Origin of the sequence: Rhizobium sp. NPDC092011 (genome assembly GCF_044756305.1) — a bacterium.
In the GTDB taxonomy this organism is placed as follows: Bacteria; Pseudomonadota; Alphaproteobacteria; order Rhizobiales; family Rhizobiaceae; genus Rhizobium.
This window is the reverse complement of the sequence record NZ_JBIVSO010000001.1, coordinates 940918-965113: the sequence shown is the minus strand read 5'-3', so window position 1 is coordinate 965113 and position 24196 is coordinate 940918. Positions and strand designations below refer to the sequence as shown.

The 24196-nt window shown below is 59.3% G+C and carries 19 protein-coding genes; 10 read left to right on the top strand and 9 right to left on the bottom strand.

Annotated elements, in window-relative coordinates; all coding sequences use genetic code 11:
* Window positions 1–8: 8 nt before the first annotated feature.
* The 6 genes from ACIQJ2_RS04530 to ACIQJ2_RS04505 form a co-directional block, all read right to left on the bottom strand.
* The gene (locus ACIQJ2_RS04530) at window positions 9–1142 is read right to left on the bottom strand and encodes an efflux RND transporter periplasmic adaptor subunit (protein ID WP_400665365.1); all 1134 of its coding nucleotides are present in this window, start codon (window positions 1140–1142) and stop codon (window positions 9–11) included.
* 496 nt (window positions 1143–1638) lie between these two features.
* A complete protein-coding gene (locus ACIQJ2_RS04525) occupies window positions 1639–2829 on the bottom strand; it encodes a cystathionine beta-lyase (protein WP_400665367.1) in 1191 nt (396 codons plus the stop codon).
* Window positions 2826–3788, bottom strand: coding sequence for a PLP-dependent cysteine synthase family protein (locus tag ACIQJ2_RS04520; RefSeq protein WP_400665369.1), 963 nt, complete (start codon window positions 3786–3788; stop codon window positions 2826–2828). The genes ACIQJ2_RS04525 and ACIQJ2_RS04520 overlap by 4 nt, the downstream gene beginning before the upstream one ends.
* A 57-nt stretch (window positions 3789–3845) precedes the next feature.
* The gene (locus tag ACIQJ2_RS04515; protein WP_199143041.1) at window positions 3846–3995 is read right to left on the bottom strand and encodes a hypothetical protein; all 150 of its coding nucleotides are present in this window, start codon (window positions 3993–3995) and stop codon (window positions 3846–3848) included.
* Window positions 3996–4271: 276 nt separating this feature from the next.
* Window positions 4272–5606: an acetyl-CoA hydrolase/transferase family protein gene (locus tag ACIQJ2_RS04510; RefSeq protein ID WP_400665371.1), complete on the bottom strand. Its 1335-nt coding sequence runs from the start codon at window positions 5604–5606 to the stop codon at window positions 4272–4274.
* Window positions 5607–5817: 211 nt separating this feature from the next.
* Window positions 5818–7740 (bottom strand): autotransporter domain-containing protein, encoded by a 1923-nt coding sequence (locus ACIQJ2_RS04505; protein WP_400665373.1) that lies wholly within the window; start codon window positions 7738–7740, stop codon window positions 5818–5820.
* 498 nt (window positions 7741–8238) lie between these two features.
* Between ACIQJ2_RS04505 and ACIQJ2_RS04500 the strand changes: the two genes are divergently transcribed.
* On the top strand, window positions 8239–8961 hold the full coding sequence (locus tag ACIQJ2_RS04500) for a FadR/GntR family transcriptional regulator (RefSeq protein ID WP_400665374.1): 723 nt from the start codon (window positions 8239–8241) through the stop codon (window positions 8959–8961).
* Between the two features lie 168 nt (window positions 8962–9129).
* Here ACIQJ2_RS04500 and ACIQJ2_RS04495 read toward each other — a convergent pair whose 3' ends face one another.
* Window positions 9130–9642: an NUDIX hydrolase gene (locus ACIQJ2_RS04495; protein WP_400665375.1), complete on the bottom strand. Its 513-nt coding sequence runs from the start codon at window positions 9640–9642 to the stop codon at window positions 9130–9132.
* 305 nt (window positions 9643–9947) lie between these two features.
* Window positions 9948–10949 carry a LacI family DNA-binding transcriptional regulator gene (locus ACIQJ2_RS04490; protein WP_400665376.1) on the bottom strand — a complete coding sequence of 334 codons (1002 nt, stop codon included), beginning with the start codon at window positions 10947–10949 and terminating at the stop codon, window positions 9948–9950.
* 184 nt (window positions 10950–11133) lie between these two features.
* On the opposite strand from ACIQJ2_RS04490, the gene ACIQJ2_RS04485 reads away from it, so the two are divergent.
* From ACIQJ2_RS04485 to ACIQJ2_RS04470, 4 genes are all read left to right on the top strand, one after another.
* Window positions 11134–12162 carry an ABC transporter substrate-binding protein gene (locus ACIQJ2_RS04485; protein ID WP_400665377.1) on the top strand — a complete coding sequence of 343 codons (1029 nt, stop codon included), beginning with the start codon at window positions 11134–11136 and terminating at the stop codon, window positions 12160–12162.
* 88 nt (window positions 12163–12250) lie between these two features.
* Window positions 12251–14488 (top strand): iron ABC transporter permease, encoded by a 2238-nt coding sequence (locus ACIQJ2_RS04480; protein WP_199143059.1) that lies wholly within the window; start codon window positions 12251–12253, stop codon window positions 14486–14488.
* A complete protein-coding gene (locus ACIQJ2_RS04475) occupies window positions 14485–15549 on the top strand; it encodes an ABC transporter ATP-binding protein (protein WP_400665378.1) in 1065 nt (354 codons plus the stop codon). Before ACIQJ2_RS04480 ends, ACIQJ2_RS04475 begins: the two co-directional genes overlap by 4 nt.
* A gap of 35 nt (window positions 15550–15584) precedes the next feature.
* Window positions 15585–16385 (top strand): inositol monophosphatase family protein, encoded by an 801-nt coding sequence (locus ACIQJ2_RS04470; RefSeq protein WP_400665379.1) that lies wholly within the window; start codon window positions 15585–15587, stop codon window positions 16383–16385.
* A 128-nt stretch (window positions 16386–16513) separates the two neighbouring features.
* On the opposite strand, the gene ACIQJ2_RS04465 is transcribed toward ACIQJ2_RS04470, so the two are convergent.
* A complete protein-coding gene (locus ACIQJ2_RS04465; RefSeq protein ID WP_199092292.1) occupies window positions 16514–17188 on the bottom strand; it encodes a GntR family transcriptional regulator in 675 nt (224 codons plus the stop codon).
* Window positions 17189–17491: 303 nt separating this feature from the next.
* Between ACIQJ2_RS04465 and ACIQJ2_RS04460 the strand changes: the two genes are divergently transcribed.
* The 5 genes from ACIQJ2_RS04460 to ACIQJ2_RS04440 all read left to right on the top strand — a co-directional run bounded on the left by ACIQJ2_RS04460 (window position 17492) and on the right by ACIQJ2_RS04440 (window position 24188).
* A complete protein-coding gene (locus ACIQJ2_RS04460) occupies window positions 17492–18520 on the top strand; it encodes a trans-3-hydroxy-L-proline dehydratase (protein WP_199143065.1) in 1029 nt (342 codons plus the stop codon).
* A gap of 87 nt (window positions 18521–18607) precedes the next feature.
* Window positions 18608–20347: an ABC transporter substrate-binding protein gene (locus tag ACIQJ2_RS04455; RefSeq protein WP_199143067.1), complete on the top strand. Its 1740-nt coding sequence runs from the start codon at window positions 18608–18610 to the stop codon at window positions 20345–20347.
* Between the two features lie 75 nt (window positions 20348–20422).
* Window positions 20423–22273 (top strand): ABC transporter ATP-binding protein, encoded by a 1851-nt coding sequence (locus ACIQJ2_RS04450; RefSeq protein WP_400665380.1) that lies wholly within the window; start codon window positions 20423–20425, stop codon window positions 22271–22273.
* Window positions 22270–23238 (top strand): ABC transporter permease, encoded by a 969-nt coding sequence (locus ACIQJ2_RS04445; RefSeq protein ID WP_400665381.1) that lies wholly within the window; start codon window positions 22270–22272, stop codon window positions 23236–23238. The genes ACIQJ2_RS04450 and ACIQJ2_RS04445 overlap by 4 nt, the downstream gene beginning before the upstream one ends.
* Window positions 23235–24188 (top strand): ABC transporter permease, encoded by a 954-nt coding sequence (locus ACIQJ2_RS04440; RefSeq protein WP_400665383.1) that lies wholly within the window; start codon window positions 23235–23237, stop codon window positions 24186–24188. The genes ACIQJ2_RS04445 and ACIQJ2_RS04440 overlap by 4 nt, the downstream gene beginning before the upstream one ends.
* The last annotated feature ends 8 nt before the right edge of the window (window positions 24189–24196 follow it).

Here is a 24196-nt window from a genome sequence, read left to right as displayed (position 1 = left end):
GTCACACCTCAATTGGGGTTTGCCGGCGCCGCGTTGGGATCGTTCGACGGCTGCACCGCATTGTTGATGATGACAGGCGAGCCATTGTTGAGTTTCAACTGACCGGCAGTCACGACCACTTCGCCTGCATTCAGCCCCTTCGTCACCGAGATCTGGTCGCCGCGGGCTTGCCCCGTGCTGACGAACTTCTGATTGGCGACGTGTTGCGGCTTTCCATCCGGCCCATTGCCTTTGTCGATCACGACATAGACGACATTGCCGTATGGGTTGATCGTAACGGCGGTCTGCGGCAAGGAAATGTAATCCTTCGGCTCGCCGACGACCACGACCACATTGCCGAACATACCGGGCAGCAGCTTCCGATCCGGATTGGGGAATGTCGCTCGGATGGTGATATTGCGGCTCTGGCTATCCACCAACGGGCTGATTGCCGTAATTTTACCGGAGAATGTCTGGTTTCCATAGGCGTCGACCGTCGCCGTCACCGCCTGCCCGACCTTCAACTGCGACAGGGCCTGCTGCGGCATCGAGAAATCGAACTGGATCGGATCGAGCGACTGCAAGGTCACGACCGCGGTTCCCGCCGACAGATACTGGCCGAGGCTCACCAGCCTGATACCGAGGTGGCCATCGAAGGGGGCGCGGATCGAATATTGATCGATCAGAGCCTGCTGCGATGCGACTTGCGCCTGCGCCGCCTTCCAGTTGGCCAGATCGCTGTCGACCTGGCTTTGCGCGATGGTGTTCGCCTTGATCAGCTTGGAATCGCGATCATAGGCAATCTGCGCATTCGCCATCGTCGCCTTGTACTGCTCCAGCGTCGCGATCTGCTGATCGGCAAGCAATTGAACGATAAGATCACCCTTCTTGACGTCCTGCCCATCCTCGAAACCGATCTTCTGGACGATGCCCGGGACCTGTGCCGAAAGATTGGCGCCTTCGACCGCATTGAAACTGCCGATGGACTGCAGCGTCGTCTGCCAGGGGCTCATCGCCGCGGTAATTGTCGAGACTGTCTGTGGCGGCGATTTGAGATTAGCCAGATAGGCCGCGATCATGCGGTTCTTGAATGCCTGGAAGCCGAAGATCCCGCCTAGGATCAGGCCTATGATGACCAGCATGATGATCATGCGTTTTATCATGACGACAGACTCTACTTTTCAGGGATGGATCGATAGAAAATTCGATAGCGCGAGCTCCGGCGCATCTTAAGGAGAATGCCTGTGGGAACGCATGGAATGGTATGGTCGCCCGGACAACGGCTGTAACGGCGAGCGACAAAATCCGGCAGGGTCGACTGCATGCCGATCTCGATCGTTCTCGCGCAAGTCGGACCAGTCAAACCTCATTGGCGAGCCTCCATTCCGATTGCGCGCAAGTGCGGCGATCCAGCAAAGATAACCGATTTGCTCGGCGCGGGCCACATTGAAGAATATGGAGCGGGCGTAGCTGTTTCGCCAGTGCTTATATAGTGGTTTTGTTCGCCCCTAAAGATTGTGCGGCTTTTGCGCGAATACGCCCTTTTTCGGCTTGGCGCTCGCGCTCGGACACTGGAGGGGGCAGCTTTGGTATTCGAGCTCAATCGAGCCGCCCTTGGGCGACATCCTTGCTACCTCTGCTGGACGGCGGCTCTATGGCTCATCCAGCAGTGCTTGCGGCAAACGCTCGCTCAAGATCGGCGAGCAGATCCCCGACATCTTCAAGGCCGATCTGCAACCGGACAAGCGGCCCTTCCTGCGGCGGCTGCAGGATTCGGCGGTCGCCGAGATCAACCACCAGCGCCAGACTCTGATATCCGCCCCAGGAGTAGCCGAGACCGAAAAGCGACAGTCCGTCGAGAAACTTCTGTGCCCTCAAACTGAAATCCTGCTGACCGTCGGCCGCGAGCACGAATGAAAGGACGCCTCCGGCCCCCTTGAAATCGCGCTTCCAGATTTCATGGCCGGGAAAGCTCTCCAATGCCGGAAAAAGAACGCGCTCGACATCACGTCGCTGCTCGAGCCACCTCGCCACAGCCAAGGCGTTTGCCTGGTGTCGCTCCAGCCGGATGCCCATCGTGCGGAGGCCGCGAAGAACCTGATAGGCGTCGTCAGGCGTTCCGCATAGGCCGAGCGCTCCATTGGCATGTTTCAATTGCCGCCAATGTCCGGCATTGGCGGAGATGGTCCCCATCAACACATCGGCATGACCCGCCGGATATTTCGTCGAGGCCTGAATGGATACGTCGACGCCGAAATCCAAGGGTTTGAAATAGAGCGGCGTTGCCCAGGTATTGTCCATGGTCACCACAGCATTATGCCGGTGCGCCACCTCGGCGATAGCCGGAATATCCTGCATCTCGAACGTATTCGAGCCGGGGGCTTCGGTGTGTACAAGCCTGGTGTTGCTGCGGAACAAAGCCTCGACATCAGCGCCGATGGCCGGATCGTAATACTCGACCTCAATTCCGAACCGCCCAAGCATCGTATCGCAGAAATGCCGGACGTTGCCATAAACGGAATCGACGACGAGCGCATGGTCGCCGGGCGAGAGGTAGGCGAGGAAAGCAATGGTGACGGCAGCAAGTCCAGAGGGCACGAGGATGGTGCCGGCCGCTCCCTCCAGCTCGTTGATAGCATTGCAGAGCGCATCGGTGGTCGGCGTTCCGCGCGTCGCGTAGGTGTATTTCTGGCCGTGCCGAGCCATCGTCTGCGCGTCCGGGAACAGGACGGTCGAAGCATGCACGGTCGGCGGATTGATAAAGCCGTGATAATCGAACGGATCGTACCCTGCCCTGACGAGTTGTGTGTTAGGGCCACTTGCATTCTGCCGATCGCCTTTCTCGCTCACGCAATCTCCTCCGTTGACGCAGTTGACAGATAGCGCTCCCCCGTATCGGGCAGGACCGCGACGATGACCTTGCCGGCATTTTCCGGCTTCACGGCGAGCTGCGTCGCAGCCCAGAGCACCGCTCCCGACGATGTTCCGGCAAATATGCCCTCTTCGGCGGCAAGAGCGCGTGCCGTGGCTCGCGCATCGGCCGTATTAAGTGGAATGACCTCATCGGCGATCGCCGTGTCGAAATTGCGCGGCAGCTGTTCGGGCGGCACTTCGCTCACCTTATGAACACCGTCGATCTCATCCGGATAGGGATTTTCCTCCGTCGGCAGCGATTCCAGTGCAGGTTCTGCGATGATGATTTTTACGTCCGGTTTCTTCGATCGCAGAAACTTGCCGGCACCCGAAATCGTTCCGCCGGTGCCGACGCCGCCAACGAAGATATCCACCGTGCCTTCCGTATCACGCCAGATTTCCGGTCCGGTCGTTTCGAAATGGGTGCGCGGATTTGCCGGGTTGGCGAGCTGATCCGTGAAAAATGCGGTTGGATTCTCATCCCGCACACGGGCGGTGATCTTGTCCAGCGCCTCCGGGTCCAGGAAGAACTCGTTCTTCACGATGACAAGCTCTGCACCGAACAGGCGCAGCAGCTTCACCTTGTCCTGACTTATATTGTCGCTCAAATAGAATTTTGTCCGGTAGCCGCGCGATGCGGCAACGGCGGCCAATCCAATCCCCGTATTACCGCTTGTGACATCGACAAGCAGATCGCCGGGACGGATCTTGCCTGCATCCTCAGCCTCCTTTATGATCCCCCAGGCGATGCGATCCTTGATACTGCCGGCCGGGTTGAAGTATTCGACTTTGGCGAGGATACGCGCGTCGAGGCGACGGTTTCTGCGGTAATTGTGCAGCTCCAGAAGCGGTGTATTGCCAATGAGCTCCGAGAAACTATTGTATATTCTCGTCATTCAACTCTCCTCTTGTCGAACGAGACGGTTTGAAAGCCAGCTCGGATAGGCTCAACCTCAAGCTCCGCAGATGGCATGCACGAGCAGGAGGAACGAGACGAACACCATCAGCGCCGCCAGCAGATGTTGAACGGCCGGCCAGAAACGTTTGCCCGTCACCACGGCGGGGCGGGTTGCAAGAGAGGCGAGATAAACAACAGTGTCCATGAAGGCTCCAGACAAGGCATCCGCTGATCGTTACTTCGGGGCAAAAGGCCCGCACGATTACGTGTTCTTATTTTGATATTATCTATAAAATTAGTGCATTAAAGGAATGATTTTCCCTGCAATCGGGCACCCTATAAATTGAACGTGCTGAAAGCGCGCCTTCCCGGAAACGGAACGCGCAGTCTCCTTTCAAATCGTCTCAGGATCAGTCCGTCCGAAACCTGTGGGGCCTCCCAATCCCTGGCGAAGAGCCCGGGAAGACCTTCATCCAAGTCGTCAACCTGGCGCGTAAAGTCCCGCCGCATGCGCACCCCGATCAAGCTCCTCGCGGAAATCCGGGTGCGCCAGCGAGATTAGCGCCTTTGCTCGCTCTGCGACCGACTTTCCCTTGAGATTGGTCCATCCATATTCGGTGACCACGATATGCGTGTCGTTGCGCGATGTCGTCACCGGACCGGACAGCGCCGGCACGATGCGCGACAACGTCCCCTTCGCCGCCGTCGAATGACAGGCGATGATCGATCGCCCCCCGCGCGAGGCATAGGCGCCGCGCACGAAATCCACCTGGCCGCCGGATGCGCTGAACTGCCTTCCGTTGACGAATTCCGAGTTGCAGGCGCCGTTGAGGTCTATCTGCATGGTGGCGTTGACCGACACGGCACGGTCGTTGCGGGCAATGACGAAAGGATTGTTTACGTAGTCGACGGGGTGCGCCTCGACATCCGGGTTGTTGCCCAGAAAATCGTAGAGAGCCTGATCCCCCAGTGCGAAGGTGAAGATCGACCGTCCGACATGGGTCTGTTTGCGGCTGTTGTCCACCACGCCCGCCTTGATCAGATTGGCAAGGCCGGTCGTCATCATTTCCGTGTGGATGCCGACATGACGATGGTGCGAAAGCCGCGAGCAGACAGCGTCCGGCAAGGCGCCGATACCCATCTGGAGGCAATCGCCGTCTTCCACGAGACCCGCAACGATCGCACCGATGACATCGTCGACCTCGTTACGCGGCGCAACGGGCAAGAGTGGCAGGCTTACATTGTTCTCGACAACCGCCGTCACGCTCGACAGAGGGATCATGCAGTCGCCGCGCACATAGGGCATCTTGGCATTGACTTCGAGGATGATCCGGATTCCCGGTTTCCGTGAAACCGTCAGCGCGTAGTCCGTGCTGGCGCCGAGGCTGAAATTGCCTTCGGCATCCATAGGCGAAACGGTCGCAATCAGCGTATCGACCCCGACATGCTCGACCAGCGAGCGCGGCACCTGGCTGAAGTGGCAGGGAACCAGGTCGACCGCCGGCAATGCCTCAGCCAATCGCTTTTTGTCCAACGCACGCTCCACCCCGCCGTGGAAGTAGCTTATGGGAATGATGGTGTCGCGCAGGTCGAAATCGAATACGCTCGTGCCCGCGACCCCGGTGCAAAGCAGATAATGAAGCCGCACCTTGTCTATGGCTCCCGCTCGGGCCTGTTCGGCCAATGCCGCGAGAATGGCGGGCGGCTGTCCGGCGGCGATCGGCATTGCGACCTTCGCGCCTGACGGGATTAAAGCGACGGCCTCCTTTGCAGACCGCAGGCGTTCACGATACAGCGTCTGATGGTTATTGGTCATTGGGCCCTCCTCCCGATGCCATTTCAGAGCAAAACACCATCGATTGCAATGGGCGGGTTCCGGACGCCGGCTCCGGATCACTCGAAGAGAGCCGGAAAGATCCGTCTGCGCGCAGCGCGATAATGATAGCGTCAAAAAAGACGGCCGCCATTGAGCGACCGTCTTCCCATGAATTTCCTGTCTGCTGTTCAGCGGAGGGCTGCTACTCCGCTTAGAATTTCATACCGACATTCAGCTTGAATGTATGGTCCGTGCTATTGCGCGCAACCTGACCGGTATAGGAAGCGCTGATGGCCGCGTTCTGCGAAACGGCAAAGTCGAGACCCGCCTCCAAGGCCAATGCGTCTTTGGCGATCGGCGCACCGTCTATGCCGAAACTGGCACCCGATTTGAAAGCAAACTCGGAATTTGGCGTCACGTCGCCATAAGCATGCTTCCAGCCAACCATTCCGCGCGCCTTCACCTTCGTGTCCGCCAGAGGAATATCGGTGGACGCACGCAGGCCGATTGTCGTGAAGGTGGCATTGGTCGAATTTCCGTCGCTCGATAGCGCGGCAATTGTTCCCCCGGTTTCCGAAAAGCCGTCGCTCTTCAAGTGAACGTAAGCGAGATTGGCAAAGGGCTCGAAGGCGACAGCGCTCAGATTGACCTTGTAGCCGAGTTCCGCAAAGGCTTGGGTCGTGCGGGCATCGTAGTCGGCGGAAAGCGTTTCGTTGAAAGCCGGGAAAACGACGTGGCGCATGGTGTTTAGGCTGTGCGCCGAATAGAACACGCCGGTTCTGAAACCGATCGCATCCCATTGCGATCCGCCATAAAGACCGAAATGATAGTTGTCGCTGGAGCCGGACGAGGAACGGGCGTCGACGTCGAAGCTGGTGTTGCTATATCCTCCGACCAAGCCGAACCGCCATGTTCCGGCAGCGGCATCGGCTCCAACAAGAAATCCTCCCGTCGAATGATCTATGCCCGCGGCATATCCCTCGCCGTCTGCCTTGCTTTTCGAGCCGAACGCTTCGCTCCAGATGGCGATGCCTTCGGTGCTGCCGGTGGCCTGGTGCATGCCTTTTTCGTCATAGGTCGTCACCATCGACGACGACGCACCGACGTTGTCGAAAGCCGTGCGGATGCGGTTGCTGACGGTATCGCGCAGGTAGGCGCTATCGGTTATGAACGTGCCCTTGACGCTGGCATGGATTTCCCCGGACAGGGCGTTCCCATAAGGGCGCAGGTAACGGTAGAAGCCGATCCCATCGGTGCCGGTTGTGCCGATTGCTTCTCTGTTCAAGATATAGAGCGACCATCCATCCTTGGTCTGGCCGAACGACAGGCCTTCGACTTCCTGCTCGCCGTCGATCTTGAGGTTCCCCAATACTTCCACCTGGCCGGTCGCCAGATTGGCGCGATAGATGGTCTTCGAATCGTTGTCGGTGGAGAAATACATCCAGCCATCGAGGATCTTCCCGCCCTGAGCCTGATCGATTGTCTGCGACAGAGGGATGTATTTCTTAAAGGTCCAGTCCGAGAGATTGTAGACTGCGATCTCCTTGGCATTGTCGTAAGCCATGCCGTAGCCAACGCCGTTTTTGGCGTCTACGGCAACCCAGCTGGCAATATCCTGCTTGCCGTGCGGCGGGTTCAGCGCAAAGGCCTGACCCGTAAAGCTGAGGTCGCTCGCATTGTAGATCGCAAAGACCGGCGTGTTGTATTTGGCGCCAGTGACTGGATCGCGGCGGCTGGAATCCAAGGATATGTAGAGCAGGCCATTGGCGTAGTCGATATCACCGATATGGTTGAGACCCTTGGGAGCCACCGCAGACGGGTTTGCCAAAGCTGCCGCAATGGCCGAGGACGTCTTCAGGCTGGTCTCGAAATTTGCGTTGGTTTTATCCAACGCGTTCGTGCCGGAAAAATACCAGTTCGTTCCGTCCGTCGTCACCCCCTGGCCGCGATAGGGGATCGGATTGTCTGTGAAGCTTCGCTTTTCGACCATGATCCAGGGCTCGGCAGCGTGGGCCGGAGCCGATACCAGGCACGCCATGCTCGACAGCAAAATGAGCGAGGTAACGACGGCTTCCCGTCGCGCAGCTATCCGAGCCTTCGATTTGCGTGCGCATTCTTCGATCTTCAGGGGCATTTCTAAGCTTCCTTTTCATGAATTTTGAATGGCCGCACGAATGCCTCCGATGCAGGAGAGATCGGCGGCGGAACATGCAGCGATGGCGAGGGCAGCCCGTCGAATGCCGGGCCAAGAGGCAGGATCCAGTCGCCTCAAAACATGTGTTGATGGCGCACAATGGGAGATTTTACTTGCTTGCCCTGTGAACAGGACCAAGTTCTATTTGGCTATCAGTTCGCCAGATTTTTAAATATTGACTTTAATATAAATTCAGCTCCGTAAATATTATTAGAATTTACACTCATATATAATTTAGAAATCGCGGAATTATTTAAATTCTTCTGAGTAACTACAGTTCCGAACGAAAATATATTTCGCACGTAAGTCTGCCGCTCATTGACGTTTCCGTAAAACGCATGTTCAATAATAGGATAAATAAAAGAGTGAAGTGACAATAATATGAATAGTATGAAGAATGAGCGCGGGCTGTTGAAAACATTGATGGGAGCCCCCCGCATGGAGGGATCTGCGGGCATCAGTCTCCATGGCAGAGTGCTCAATGAGATTGGCCAAAGCATCGTACGTGGCGATTTTTTGCCGGGCGACCAATTGCCCAATGCGGATGATTGGAGCGCCTCCTACGGCGTAAGCCGCACCGTGCTTCGCGAGGCGATCAAGGTTCTCGCCGGCAAGGGCATGGTGGAATCGAGGCCAAGGACGGGAACCCGTGTGCGGCCTCGCAAAGACTGGAACTTCCTTGATCCCGATGTGCTGGTGTGGCGCTATGGATCGAGAACCACGATCGAAGAGGCGCGCTCCCTCTTTGAGCTGCGGCGCGCGATCGAACCGACGGCAGGCGCCTTGGCGGCACAGCGTGCGACAGAGCAGCAAGTCTCCGAGCTACGGTCCCTGCTTGTCGAAATGGAGAAGGCCGGCGACGATGGCGAACGTTTTGCCATACCGGATCTCGCCTTCCATCAAGCCATCCTGCGCATGTCCGGTAACGAACTCATCGGCTCGCTTGCCGCCTTGATCGAGACGGCGCTGGTCATCAGCTTCCGGCTTACCGACGACAATCCGCACGGCCAGCATCACTCCCTGCCGCTGCATCGAAACGTGGTGGAGAGCATTGCGGCGCGGGATCCGGATGCTGCAAGTAAAGCCTTGATCACGCTGCTTGATCAGGCCGAAGAGGATGTGAGAGCCGCATTGGCGGCACGGTTGGCTCGAAGGGTGTGAACCCACCCTCCCACGGCGATGGCGAGTACCAGGCAGGTTTACCGCTGCTGGAAGCCAAACCATAGATAAGTCGTCAATTTGCCAGGCCTCGGCAGGCGTGCATATGTTAGTGACGGGCGCACGCTGTATCGCCAAGAGCGGCCGTCTGCGCACATTTGCGAGCGATCTTTATTTCGGGGTCGCTCCTCTTGTCTTCGCCTCCTTTGCAAGCGCACCCTCAATCATGCGCAGGAGCCCCTTCAATTCCGGCTCCCGCACCTGTGCGGCCGCTTCGCTTGGAGAAAACCACTGCAGCCGCCGCTGACCGTGCTCCGGAAATTGCGCGCTCATGGAACTGACTTCAAGAAGATGGACCTGCACCATCGACGGCACAGTTGTGCCGGTATCGAGCGATTTCAGATAGGTGTAGTAGCCGAAACTCTTCTTCCTGGCCTTTCCCTTGACCCCCGCCTCCTCCCACGCCTCACGCTCGGCGACCTGGTGCGGCAGCTTCCTGTCCATCGGCCATCCCTTGGGAATGACCCATCGGCCGCTTTCGCGCGACGTGATCAACAGCACTTCCAAATCCTGACCGCCGGTCTGCCGCCGGTAGCAGATAGCGGCATATTGCTCGATTGCCTGGCCATTGAAGAGCTTGTCAGCTTCGCCCGCCAGATGTCTGAGATAGGTCTTCTTCGTCATCTATGTGCAATCGTGGCTGCCTGCGCAGCCGATCGTGTCTCGCGCATGTCTCGCAAGGGCGATGGATGATGACCTCCCAATATGATGGGTTCTCCGGTAGCCGGCATGTACTCCTCCCTCAGCAGTCGCTGCCCGATTTTGATCGGGCAACCCAGTCACAATGCGCCAGACTCATTAGCCGACTATGCTTTACTCACTTGATACTCTTTGCAAGAGGTATTGTCATATAAACGTTTTGAAAAAGATATTTCCTTTTGATAGCAACATGATAGCGGATCCATATCTTTGTCATAAAGAGCGGAGCGCTAACCGCCCCTGACGGAATCACGCCAAATCAGATCCGCCTGCAATGTCAACGATCGCCCATCTGCGACCCCGCCCTGCGAGAGCCAGGCCACGGCCTCGCGCGCGATCGCTCCTATCGGCTGAGCAAACGTCGTCAGCCGGTAGGACGACCAGGATGCTTGCTCGATATCATCGAAGCCGACAATGCAAAGCTGCTGTGGAATGGAGAGCGAAAATTGATGCCGGGCCGCATCCAGCAGGCCGCACGCCAGCAAATCGGTGGCACAAAAGACGGCATCGGGACGTTCCTTCCTGGTCAGCAAACGCTGCGCCACCACACGGCCGGCCTCGTATCCGGTCGAGCCGTGCCGCTCCACGATCACATCCAGCCCATGCTCTCTCGCCGCGGCGATGAAGCCTTCTTCGCGCGCCATCAGGCTCGGCGTTCCGGCTTCCGAATTCGCAAATGCAAGCCTTGAGCATCCCGCCCGCATGAACGCCGTCACGACGCGACTGGCAGCCTCCCAATCGTCGAGATTGATGTGAAGCGCGCCTGACTGATCCTCATCGCGATTGATCAGGACAAGCCGCTGGCCGCTTCGCAGGCACAGCTCCGTAATCGACTTGTCGGGCAGTCCCGAAAGGATCACGGAGGCATCCGCCCGGTATCGGATCGCCTGCTCGAGCGCCCTGTTGACGCTGCCATCGGAACGGTCCGTATTGATCAGCATCGCGACCTTTCCCGCGAGCTGCAGCTGCAAAGTCAATTCGCGCAGCAAGGTCGACCGATACGGTGTCGCTACGTCCGAAACGATCAGACAGACGATGCCGCTCTCATTGCGCATCAATCCGCGTGCAAGATGATTGACCTGATATCCAAGCTCTTCCGCCGCCTGCAGAACTTTTTGCCGGGTGGCGTCCGATACGCTGGCGCCCGGCGTAAAGGCCCGCGACACGGCCGAGCGTGAAACGCCTGCCCGTCGCGCCACCTCATCCGCGCTGACAAAATCTCGCTGCGACACAGTTTCCTCCCCTGTTGCACCGAAGTTCATCATGATTTGCAAGCGCGTGCAATATGCCGATCATGTCAGTTTTGTGAATCTTTTATGACAGCCATGGTTGACAAGCCAGGATAACCAATGCAGCATTTGCACACGCTTGCAAAAAGCGCTCGGCGTGGAGGCGCCGCAAAAGCAGGAGGACATCATGAGATTGGTCAATTTGGCCGCGGCAGCCCTTGCCGCGGGGATATCTTCTATTGCCTGGTCGGCACACGCGGCAGGCGATCTCAACGTAATCTGCTCGGCAGACCCCGAGGTCTGCGACCTGATGAAAGGTCTTTTCGAAAAGCAGAGCGACATCAAGGTCAACATGGTCCGGCTTTCTGCCGGCGAAACCTATGCCAAGATCCGTGCCGAAGCGCGCAATCCGAAGACGGACATCTGGTGGGCGGGAACCGGCGATCCTCACCTGCAGGCGGCAACAGAGAGCCTTACCCTTGAATACAAGTCTCCGCTCTTCGACCAGCTGCAGGACTGGGCCAAGAAGCAGGCCGAAAGCGCCAAATTTCGCACTGTCGGCGTTTATGCAGGTGCGCTCGGCTGGGGCTACAACACCGATATCCTGAAGAAAAAAGGGTTGAAGGAACCCAAATGCTGGGCCGATCTGCTTGATACGTCCTACAAGGGTGAAATCCAGATCGCCAATCCGAATTCATCCGGAACATCTTACAACACCTTGGCAACGCTCGTGCAGATCATGGGCGAAGACAAGGCCTTCGACTATCTTTCCAAGCTGAATGCGAACGTGTCGCAATACACCAAATCCGGCTCCGCTCCCGTAAAGGCGGCTGCTCGCGGGGAATCGACGATCGGCATCGTCTTCATGCATGACGCCGTTGCACAAACCGTCGAAGGCTTCCCCATCAGGGCGGTCGCACCTTGCGAGGGCACCGGCTACGAGATCGGTTCCATGTCGATCATCAAGGGCGCACGGAACCTCGAGAATGCCAAGAAATGGTATGATTGGGCACTCAGTGCCGATGCGCAATCGCACATGAAGGATGCCAAGTCCTACCAGCTGCCCTCCAACAAATCGGCTGCCGTCCCGAAGGAAGCGCCGAAGTTCGAGGACATCAAGCTGATCGACTACGACTTCAAGAAATACGGCGACCCCACTGTCCGCAAAGCTCTGCTTGCCCGCTGGGACAAGGAAATCGGCGCGAAGGCCAATTGATCGCCCGTCTTCATCTCCGCGGATCGGGATCGACTGAGCCCGGTCCGCGCCTTGCACGAACTCTGCTGAACAGGATGCTTGTCCGACCATGACCCATAGCAAACGCCGGCTGGATCTTGCGCTCATCTTCGGCACGGCCGCCGTGATACTACTCCCATGGTATCGCATCGAAGGCGGCTTCTTCGGCTTTAGCTGGTTGAGCAGCTTTCCTAGCGACCCCTCCACAGCGCCGGGAATCCTGGAAATATTCAGCTTTGGCCGATGGTGGCTCGCGATCGCCGCCGGGCTTTTCCTGCTCGGCGGCGTCGCGCGCTTGATCGACAATCCTATGCGACGCGGCGCGCTCATGGCATGGGCAGGCGCGTTGGGCTTTGTCTTTCTCGCGCTGCAGGGGCTTGCAATCACCTCTTCGGGTTGGACCTGGGCGATCGGCGAAAAGCTTTTCGGCGCACTTGCGGATGGCCAGCCGGCAATGGGTGCCGGCGCCGTCACGCTCGGTATCGTCTTCGTACTGCTCTTTTCCTTCGGCCTTGCGGAACGCGGAGTCATGAAGGGCGATGCCTTCGTCGTCAGCGCCATTACCCTGCTGATCGTCCTCGTCGCGATCTTCGTCTTCTATCCCGTTGGCAGCATGTTCGTCGGCGCCTTCCAGTCCTTCGACGGATCGTTCAATCCGGATGGCTTCATCGCAAACATTCAGGATCCTTCTCTTTGGAGCCTCAGCTGCGTGGTGGGCGGCGATCGCTGTGGTCTTGCCTGGCGCACCCTATGGCTTGCTATCATGACGGCCGGCGGCTCAACGCTGCTCGGCTTGTGTTTTGCACTCGTCGCGACCCGCACGCAATTCCCCTTCAAGAAGGGATTACGCCTCCTGACGATCCTGCCGATCATCACACCGCCATTCGTGGTGGGACTGGCGCTCACTCTGCTCTTCGGCCGCGCAGGTGTCGTCACCGAAGCCTTCGCTTCTCTCTTCGGCACCGAGCCTGGCCGTTGGCTCTATGGGCTGACGGGCATTTGGATCGCGCAGGTACTGTCCTTCACGCCGATTTCCTTCCTCGTTCTGATCGGCGTCGTCGAAGGCGTCAGCCCGTCCATGGAGGAGGCCTCGCAGACGCTGCGCGCCAACCGCTGGCGCACCTTCTGGCGCGTATCCTTGCCGTTGATGAAGCCAGGCCTGGCAAACGCGTTCCTGATCGGTTTCATCGAGAGCATGGCCGATTTCGGCAACCCGATGGTTCTGGGCGGCAGCCATGGTGTGCTGTCGACCGAGATATTCTTCAGCGTTGTCGGCGCGCAGAACGATCCATCTCGTGCCGCCGTCCTCGCAATGGTTCTCCTCGTCTTCACTTTGAGCGCCTTTCTTGCACAGCGCCTCTGGCTACAAGGCAAGAGTTTCGCGACCGTGACCGGCAAGGGTGATTCCGGCGCGCACATCGCGTTGCCGCGCGGCCTTTCGATTGCGGTTCACGCGCTCGTCATTCCGTGGATGCTATTCACCATCGTCGTCTACGTCATGATCGTCTTCGGCGGCTTCGTGCGCACCTGGGGCCTCGACAACAGCCTCACCGTCGAGCACTACATCAAGGCCTTCTCGATCGGCTTGCGGGACGACGGCGGCCTCGCCTGGACCGGCGTTGCCTGGAATTCCTTCTGGACGACAATGGAAATCGCGCTGATCTCGGCGCCGCTGACGGCTGCCGTTGGCTTGCTGACAGCCTATCTGATCGTGCGGCAGAAATTCGTCGGTCGTGGCCTGTTCGAATTCGCGCTGATGATGAGCTTCGCCATCCCCGGCACCGTCATCGGCATCAGCTACATCATGGCTTTCAACCTGCCGCCGCTCGAGATGACGGGCACGGCTTTGATCCTCGTCGCCTGCTTCGTCTTCCGCAACATGCCGGTCGGCGTGCGCGGCGGTGTCGCCGCCATGAGCCAGCTCGACAAGAGCCTGGACGAGGCGTCCCTGACGCTCCGCGCCGACAGCCTGCGAACGATCCGCAAGGTGATCTTGCCGCTGCTGCGGCCGGCCATCAACGCCGCGCTGGTCTATTCCTTCGTGCGCGCCATCACCTCGATCAGCGCAGTGATCTTCCTCGTCAGCGCTCAGTACAACATGTCAACGGCTTATATCGTCGGCCTCGTCGAGAATGGCGAATATGGGGTCGCGATCGCTTACTCGTCTGCCCTCATCGTCGTTATGATTACCGTCATTGCCGGCTTCCAGCTGCTGGTCGGAGAGCGGCGGCTGCGGCGCGTGAACCGCGTCGCAACGCATTCGTCAACATCAGCACCCGCATCCCTTGCTCAGGAGAAAACCGCATGAACCTGAAAGCTCCCGGCTCCGTCGTCTTCGAGAATGTCCGCAAAACCTTTGGCGCTTTCAACGCAATTCCGGACCTGTCGCTCACCATCGAGCCCGGAACGCTCGTCACGTTGCTCGGCCCTTCCGGGTGCGGCAAGACCACGACGCTTCGCATGCTGGCCGGCCTCGAACATCCCTCAGCGGGGCGTATCCTCATCGGCGGCAAGGATGTCACCATGCTTCCGGCCAATGAGCGCGATGTCTCGATGGTTTTCCAGAGCTACGCCCTGTTTCCGCATATGACGTCGCTCGACAACGTCGCCTACGGCCTTGAATCCTCGGGCATGAAACGGAAGGAAGCGCGTGAAAGGGCCGAAGAAGCGCTGAAGCTGGTGGGGCTGGCGGGAATGGGTCTTCGGCTGCCGGCCGAATTGTCCGGCGGCCAGCAGCAACGTGTCGCCGTTGCCCGCGCGCTCGTCGTCGAACCTCAGGTTCTGCTGCTTGACGAGCCTCTCTCCAATCTCGACGCCCGCCTGCGGCGGCGTGTCAGGACCGAAATCCGCGAGTTGCAACAGCGCCTCGGCTTCACCGCCGTCTACGTAACCCATGATCAGGACGAGGCGCTGGCCGTTTCAGACCGCATCATTGTTATGAAGGACGGTGGCATCGCCCAACAGGGTGCACCGCGCGAACTCTACGACACTCCCGCCTCGGCCTTCATCGCCGATTTCATGGGTGAAGCCAACGTCATGCTCTGCGATGTCATCGGTATCGACGGCGAGAGCGCGATGATCTCCGTCGAGGGCCTCCGTCATCGGGTTGCCGGCCGATCGGTCAAGCCCGGTCCGGCGCAGCTCGCCGTCCGGCCGAATGCGATTACGCTGACGCCGAAGACGGCGGATGCACCCTTCCATGGCCGGATCACACATTCCGCCTATCTCGGCGACCATGTCGAATATGAAGTGCAAACCGGCGCCGGTTCGCTTTTCGTTGTTGACGCGACGGTTGACGCCGCACTCCCTCCTCATACGGATGTCACGATCTCGTTCAAGGATCGCGGCATCGCCGTTATCGGCGGCTGAACGCCGTCAACCACTTGACCATGAAGGACCATTGCATGACATCCCCCATTCTTGCCGACCTCGACGCACGCCTGGCGCTCGCAGAAGCCATGGGTCGCGAAGCCGGAAAGCTTGCCCTCGACTACTTCAAACGCCGCGAAACTCTGATCATCGAGACCAAGCGCGATCTCCAGGATGTCGTTTCGATCGCCGACCGCGAAGTGGAAAACCTGATCCGCAACCGCATTCACCATGCCCATCCGGCCGACAGCATCCTCGGCGAGGAATATGGCCTGGAAGGCGGAACCTCCGGCTTTACCTGGGTCGTCGATCCCATCGACGGCACGAGCCCCTTCGTCAACGGCATGCCAAACTGGTGCGTTTCCATCGCCGTATTGCACGATGGCGTTCCGGTCATCGGCGTCATCTCGGCGCCCTGCCACGACGAGCTTTATGTGGCAGCGGCCAGAAAGGGTGCCACGCTCAACGGCAAAGCGCTGAAACTGGATTCGACGCGCAACATCCGCAACGCTCTCACCGGCATCGGCGCCAACAATCATGTGTCACCGGCTTTCGTTGCCAACATGGTCCAGCAGATCCTCGAAGCCGAGGGCAACTTCATTCGCAACGGATCGGGCGCCCTGATGCTCGCTTATGTCGCAGCCGGCCGGCTCGTCGGCTACTACGAACCCTATATGCACGCATGGGATTGCCTGGCCGGCTATTGCCTCGTCAAGGAAGCCGGCGGCTGGTATCACCCCTTCCCGATCGAAGGTGAGCGTTTGACGAAGGGATCCGTCGTCCTTGCCGCCGGCCCCGGCGCGATCGACGATCTTAGAAGGATTGCCGGCGTATAAAGTCGCCGATCAAGCGTGACATGCCGGGAAGACAACCGTCCGGCATGTTCGCTCACGGATGACAGTCAAGGCTGACAGTCAAGGCTCAACCATTGTCACAACCGTCCGATATCGGCGTCAAAGGGCTGTCAAAGCCGCCGACCGGGAAGATGATGCAGCAGAGACTGGCAGGCGCGCATCATATGAGCGGTCAGAAAATCGGCCGCCTTTTCCGCATCGCCTGCCCGACACAGTGCCAATAGCTGGCGATGTTCACGATCAGCCGTTTCCAGACCGCGTGACAGAGTGAGCTGGATCCGCAAGTAACGCTCCAGCCGGTCGTTGATGGAGCGGATGGTGCTGACAAGATACGGCCGCTGAGCGTCTTCATAGAGACAGCTGTGGAATTGCCAGTTCAATTCCGACCAGCGCGCCACATCGGCCTCCTGCGCAAAAGCATCGCAGTAGGCCTGTGCCTTATCAAAGGTCTTTTCCGTCATGAAAGGAATGGAGAGTTTGAGAGCGCTGGCTTCCAGAATGGCCCGCACCTCGAAAATCTGGACAATTTCCGGTTCCGAAACGGTGGTGACGATCGCACCCTTGTTGCGATGGAACTCAACCAGCCCCTCGGCCTCAAGCCTCTTCAGCGCCTCGCGAACCGGAATCTTGCTGACATTGAAGAGGCGCGCAACATCATCCTGCCGGATGGGCTCTCCCTCGTCGAGCGAACCGTCCGCGATGGAATCTCGGATGAATTTCAGGATCACATCGGACGTGCTTGGTGCCTTACCCAGATTGGGGATCTGATCAATGTTGAGCGGCATTCAGTGGTCGTTCCCGGGATTAAGACGCAAGGTTGGCAGGGGATTGGAGATCGCAATCCCCCCTAAATACAGTGATCTCGTTCGGCGACGCAAGAGCGCTTGCCGCCTGCGCAACTAACGGAACTCTTGGCATTTTCCCCCACTCAATAGCGCTTGACGCGCTTCGCAAATCGTATACGTTATCCGAAATTTCAAGATAACGTATACGATCTTGACTATCAAGGGAGGAACACCAAATGTCGGCTTTTCGGGCAGCAACCGTTCGTGCCTCCCTCCCCGCATTCGAAAGGGACTGAAGCGGAAATGCGTACATCGAAAGTCGTCCATGTCGTCAGCTGTCATGCGGAAGGAGAAGTCGGCGACGTGATCGTCGGCGGAGTTGCCCCTCCTCCCGGCGCCACCGTCTGGGAACAGTCGCGCTGGATCGCGGAAGACGAGACCCTGCGGAATTTCGTTCTCAACGAGCCGCGCGGCGGCGTCTTCCGGCATGTGAACCTGCTGGTCCCGCCGAAGGATCCCAAGGCACAGATGGCCTGGATCATCATGGAGCCGGCGGATACACCGCCCATGTCCGGATCGAACTCGATCTGTGTATCGACTGTTCTGCTCGACACGGGCATCATCCCGATGCAGGAGCCGATCACCCGTATGGTGCTGGAGGCGCCGGGCGGCCTGATCGAGGTCAAGGCGGAATGCAGCAACGGCAAGGCCGAGCGCATTCATGTACGCAACGTCCCGTCCTTTGCCGACAAGCTCGATGCCAAACTCGAAGTGGAAGGCATCGGCACCATTACCGTGGATACCGCCTATGGCGGCGACAGCTTCGTGCTCGTGGACGCAGCTTCGCTCGGCCTCAGCCTGCAGCCGGATCAGGCCCGCGACATCGCCCGTCTCGGCGTGAAGATCACCCAGGCCGCCAACGAGCAACTGGGCTTCAGCCACCCCGTCAACGACTGGAACCATATTTCCTTCTGCCAGATCACCGATCCGGTTCGCATGAAGGATGGTGTCCTCTGGGGGAAGAACGCCGTCGCCATCCGCCCAGGCAAGATCGATCGCTCGCCGACCGGAACCGGATGCTCGGCACGCATGGCGGTTCTGCATGCGAAAGGTCAGATGAAGGTGGGGGACAAGTTCGTCGGCACATCGCTCATTGACACGGAATTCCATTGCAGCATCGACAGCGCTGTTGATCTCAATGGCAAATCTGCCATCAGCCCGATCATTTCCGGTCGCGCTTGGATCGTGGGTACGCACCAGCTGATGGTGGATCCTGCAGATCCATTCCCGGCCGGATACCGGTTGTCGGACACCTGGCCGATGGACCTCTAAAGGAAAACTGCCTCATCGCGGGGAAGGCATTCGGAGGGATGCCTTCCCCGCGACCAGAAACAAACGCAAATAATTGGGAGGATAAACATGCGCACTTCATGGAAGTCGACCGTATCGGCCGCATCTCTGCTCATCGCTCTTTCGCTGCCGGGCCTCGCCTTGGCCGATGAGCCTGTCACGGGCGGCACGCTCCGGATTCTCGCCACTGGCGAGCCTGATCATATCGACCCTGCGCTGGCAGGCATGGTGAACACCAACAATCTGCTGCGCGCCATATCGCGGCAGCTAGTCAGCTACGAAGCGTCAAACGACCCGGATATTGCGATCAAACCGGTCGGCGATCTCGCGACGGAAGTCCCGCAGCCTACGGATAACGGACTGACCTATACGTTCAAGCTGCGCCAGGGCGCCATGTGGAATGCACCTTCCGGCGCACGCCAGATTACCTCGGCAGACGTGAAGCGCGGCTTCAAGCGGCTTTGCAATCCACACATGCAGGCGTCGACGCTGACCTATTTCACGGCGCTCATCTCCGGTCTGAGCGAATTCTGCGACGGCTTTGCCAAGGTGCCCCCAACCGCCGCCGATATGAAGAAATATGCGGAAGAAAACGACGTGAAGGGCATCGAGACGCCCGACGACCAGACCGTCGTCTTCAAGCTCAAGGAGCGCGCCGGCGACTTCATCTATATGCTTTCGCTGCCTATGCCGGCTCCAGCGCCGATCGAGGTGCTCGACTATCTTCCCGACAGCCCCGAATACCGCACGCATTTCGTCGGCAGCGGCCCCTATACAATCGGCGAATATACGCCGGATACCAGCCTGAAGCTGGTGCGCAATCCCGCCTGGAAGGCAGAGAGCGATCCGTTGCGCAAGGCTTATGTGGACAACATAGAGATCACCATGGGGCTGCAGGCCGACGCCATCATGCAGCAGTTGCAGTCGGGCGATGCCGATCTTGCCTATGACATCAATGTCCCCACCGCCATCCTGGCGACACTTGCCGCCAATGGCGACGAAAAGCTGACGGCACTTTCGGCCGGCAACACGAACTTCCTGTTCATCAACACCGTTTCCGACAACAACAAGGGTGCACTCAAGGACATCCGCGTCCGCAAGGCGCTGGAATATGCCATAGACAAGGCCGCGATCGTGCAGCAATGGGGCGGCCCGAAGGTGGCGGAACCCGCGACCGGCATTTTCGGTCTTGGCGTCCTCGGACATCACAAATTCGACCTTTATCCCTCGCCGGAATCCAAGGGCGATCCGGAAAAGGCCAAGGCCCTGCTGGCCGAGGCCGGCTTCCCGAACGGCATCACGCTGAAGATGCCCTATCGCAACAAGGATCTGGAAGTGGCAACAGCCGCCACCATCCAGGCCAGCATGGCGCGCGCAGGCATCAAGCTTGAACTCGCGCCGGTAACTGCTGCCGACTACTACTCGAAGTTCATGACCAATCCGGTGAACACGAAGAACGGCACCTGGGACATCGCGCCGGTGGGCTGGACGCCGGATTGGGTCGGCGGCGCAGCGCGCTCCGTCTTCCAGCCGCAGTTCACCTTCAACGGCACGCACCAGACCTATAACTACACCGACTACAACAACCCGAAAGCCAACGAGACTGCGGCGAAAGCAATCAACGCCACCACGCCGGAGGAAACCGGTAAACTGTGGGCCGAAGTCGACGAAATGGTCATGGCCGACGCGCCAGTGGTTCCACTGATCGCCAACAAGAACCCGCGTTATCGCAGCGAAGCGGTGAAGAACTTCCAACCCTACGCTCTGGGCGTGGAAGGCGATTGGACGAACCTCTGGATCGAACGCTGATCTCACACTTTCGTGCCGGCGCCGCAGCATCGCTGCGGCGCCTGAACGCAACCTCGAATAAAATGCGAGTTACCCTTGACCATTCTGGAAGCAAAGGGACTGACGGTCGACATCCCGACCGAGGATGGCGTCGTACATGCCGTACGCAACGTCTCCTTCTCGATCAGGCCCGGTTCGATTTTCGGCATTGCAGGCGAATCCGGCTCGGGAAAGAGCGTACTGACGCAGGCCGTCATGGGGCTCCTGCCCAATGCCGATGTTCGCGGCGAGGTCTGGTTCGAAGGCCGGAATCTTCTCACGCTGCCGCAGTCGGACATGCGCCGCCTGCGGGGCGGCCGTATCGGCATGGTATTTCAGGATCCGTTATCGAGCCTGCATCCCTTCTACACAATTGGATCGCAGATTGCCGAGGTCCTGCATACACATGAAGCGATCGATCGCGAAACCGCCCGCGCTCGCGTGATTGACATGCTTGGCAAGGTCGGCATCCCGTCGCCTGCCGAACGTTTCGACAGCTACCCGCACCAATTTTCAGGCGGAATGCGCCAGCGCGTCATGATCGCCATGGCGCTGATCCTCAATCCCGCACTGATCATTGCCGACGAGCCGACCACCGCGCTCGATGTCACCGTCCAAGCCCAGATCATCGATCTGCTCGACACCATGCGGCGCGATTTTGGCACCACCATCATCCTGATCACACACGATCTCGGCCTGCTGTCGAGCGTCGCCGACGATGTGATGGTCATGTATGCCGGAAATCGGCTCGAATATGGTCCCGCCCGCAGCGTGTTCCGCTCACCGGCCCATCCCTATACGGCGGGATTGCTGCGATCGACGCCCGCAAGCTACGCGCCCGGCACGCAACTGGTTCCGATTAAGGGGCGTCCGCCGAGCCTTTTGGCAACACCTGCCGGATGCATCTTCGCTCCGCGCTGCAGCGAGCAGCTCGCCGACTGTACGAAACGGGTTCCACCCTTGCGCGTCTACAGCGACGGCGTCCAATCCCTCTGTCTGCTGGAACCGAAGGCTTTACCGCCTTCGGTCGCAGCACCGCTCGAGAAAGCCGAGCCCAAGGCCGCCGGCTCCGAACAGATCGCCAACATCGAAAACGTTCATCTCACCTATCATATCGGCAGCTTCTTCGGTCAGAAACGCACCCTTGACGTATTGAAGGGCATCGACCTGACGATTGCGCGCGGAGAGACGGTTGGCCTCGTCGGCGAAAGCGGTTGCGGAAAATCGACCCTGGCGCGCATCGTCGCCGGGCTGACGCCGGCGACGTCGGGCAAGATCAACGTGCTTGGCCACGATATGAACCATCTCAAGGGTCGCGAATGGCGCGAGATGCGCCGGCAAATCCAGCTTGTTTTCCAGGACCCCTTCGGCTCGCTCAATCCGCGCCGCCGCGTTGGCGCGATTATCGGCGATCCCTTCCGCCTACACGGCGTCGCATCGGGAGAGGAACGTCGCGAAAAGGTGCGGCATCTGATGGAGATGGTCGGCCTCAACCCCGAGCACTATAACCGCTTTCCGGCCGAATTCTCCGGCGGTCAGCGCCAGAGGATCGGTATTGCCCGCGCCCTGGCCCTCAATCCGGCGCTCATCATCTGCGACGAGCCTGTATCGGCGCTGGACGTATCGATCCAGGCCCAGGTTCTCAATCTGCTCAAGGAGCTGCAGCAGGAACTGGGGTTGACCTATCTGTTCATTTCGCACGATCTGTCCGTCGTGCGCCACATCTGCGATCGGATTGCCGTCATGCAAGGTGGCAAGATCGTCGAGTTGGCGACGGCCGAGCGGCTCTTCGCCGATCCGCGGCATCCCTATACCCGCACATTGTTATCCGCATCAAAAATACTTTCCATCACCGACGACGGCGAGCCCCCGAGGTCGTTGATCGAGACGAGACAGGTGACAGCATGAACGAGGTCGCAACACCGGATGCTTCGACACAGACGGACGTGGTGCAGCGCGGCTCGCTCGAGCTGACGCTGCGCCGCCTACGGCGTGACACGGCAAGCATGATCGCTCTCGGCGTCATTGTCGCAGTCGTCGTGCTCGCCATCACCGCGCCGTGGATCGCCGCTTTGACGGGGCATTCGCCCATCGAGCAGTTCCGCGATATCGGCCTGTCGCCAGCTGGCATCCCGGTCGGTCCAGGCGAACAATTCTGGCTCGGCACCGACCAGCTGGGCCGCGACGTGCTGGTGCGGCTCGCCTACGGCGCCCGCATCTCCTTGCTGGTCGGGGTATTCGCCTCGGTGCTGGCATCGACGATCGCCGTGATGGTTGGCACGACGGCCGGCTACCATGGCGGTCTGACCGATATCGTGCTCAGCCGGCTGATGGACCTCGTCATGAGCGTCCCTTTCCTGCTCTGCGCACTCGCGCTCGTATCGGCCTTCGGTCCCAGCCTGACGCTCAGCGTCTGCGTGATCGTCTTCTTCAGCTGGGCTCCCATGGCGCGCGTCATTCGCGGTCAGGTGATCTCGCTGCGCAAGCAGGATTTCGTGCAGGCGAGCCGTTCGCTCGGCGCGGGGCCACTCTCGATCATGGTCGTCGACATCCTGCCCAATCTCGCGGCCCCCATCATCGTCTACACCACCATGCAGATCCCAAGTTCGATCGTCTTCGAGGCGACCCTGTCATTTCTCGGCATGGGGATCGTCCCACCGACGCCGAGCTGGGGCGGAATGCTGGCGGACGCGTCGTCAAACTCCCTCTACCTCGTCGCGTGGTGGCTGGTCTTCGTGCCCGGTACGGCGCTGCTTTTGACGACGCTCGCCTTCAACATTCTCGGTGACGGCCTGCGCGACGCGCTCGATCCGAAGAGTGCACGCACCGTCCGTCGTTTCAGGCTGCAATCCAAGGGAGCGTCCAAGCGATGATCCGATTTCTTACCCAGCGCCTGATCTTTGGCGCGGGCGTCCTTCTGATGCTCTCCGCCTTCGTGTTCTTTTTGTTCTTCGTCGCACCGGGCGACCCCGCCCGCATGATCGCTGGCGACAAAGCGACCGAGAGCCAGCTCGAACAGATCCGCAAGAATCTCGGCGTCGACCGGCCGATCATCGTGCAATACGGCGCCTTCATGCAGAAGGCACTGTCAGGCGACCTCGGCTTTTCCTACCGCAACCAGCAGCCGGTCGCGCCGATCATCGTTCGACGAATTCCCGTGACCCTCTCTCTCGTTCTGGGTGGGGCGCTGCTCTGGCTCGCCATCGGCATCCCGATGGGGATCATGTCGGCACGATATGCCGGCGGCCTGCGTGACCGCATCGGGCAAGCCTTCATCCTCATGGGTTTGAGCTTTCCGACCTTCGTGCTTGGCATGATGTCGCTCTATCTCCTTTATTTCATCCCCAAGCAGGCAGGATTCACTCTCTTTCCTCCCGGCGGATACAAGGCGCTGACGACCCAGCCACTGCTTTGGGCATGGCATCTCGTCCTGCCCTGGACCACACTCGCTTTGACCATGGCCGCGGTCTATGCCCGGCTGACGCGCGGCCAGATGCTCGATGTGATGGGGGAGGACTATATACGCACCGCCCGCGCCAAGGGTCTCAGCGAACGACGCGTGGTCTGGAAACATGGTCTGCGCGCCGTGCTGACGCCGCTTGTCACCCAGCTCGGAGCTGACATCGCCATGCTGCTTGGCGGCGTCATCATCATCGAGCAGGTTTACGGGCTGCAGGGCGTGGGAGCGCTCGCCGTTCAGGCCGTCGCCAATCAAGACCGTCCCATCATCATCGGTGTCGTATTGCTCGGCGGCGTGTTCATCGTCATATCCAATATCGTCGTCGACCTCTTCTATGTGTTGCTCGACCCCCGAGTCCGCTGAGAGAACAT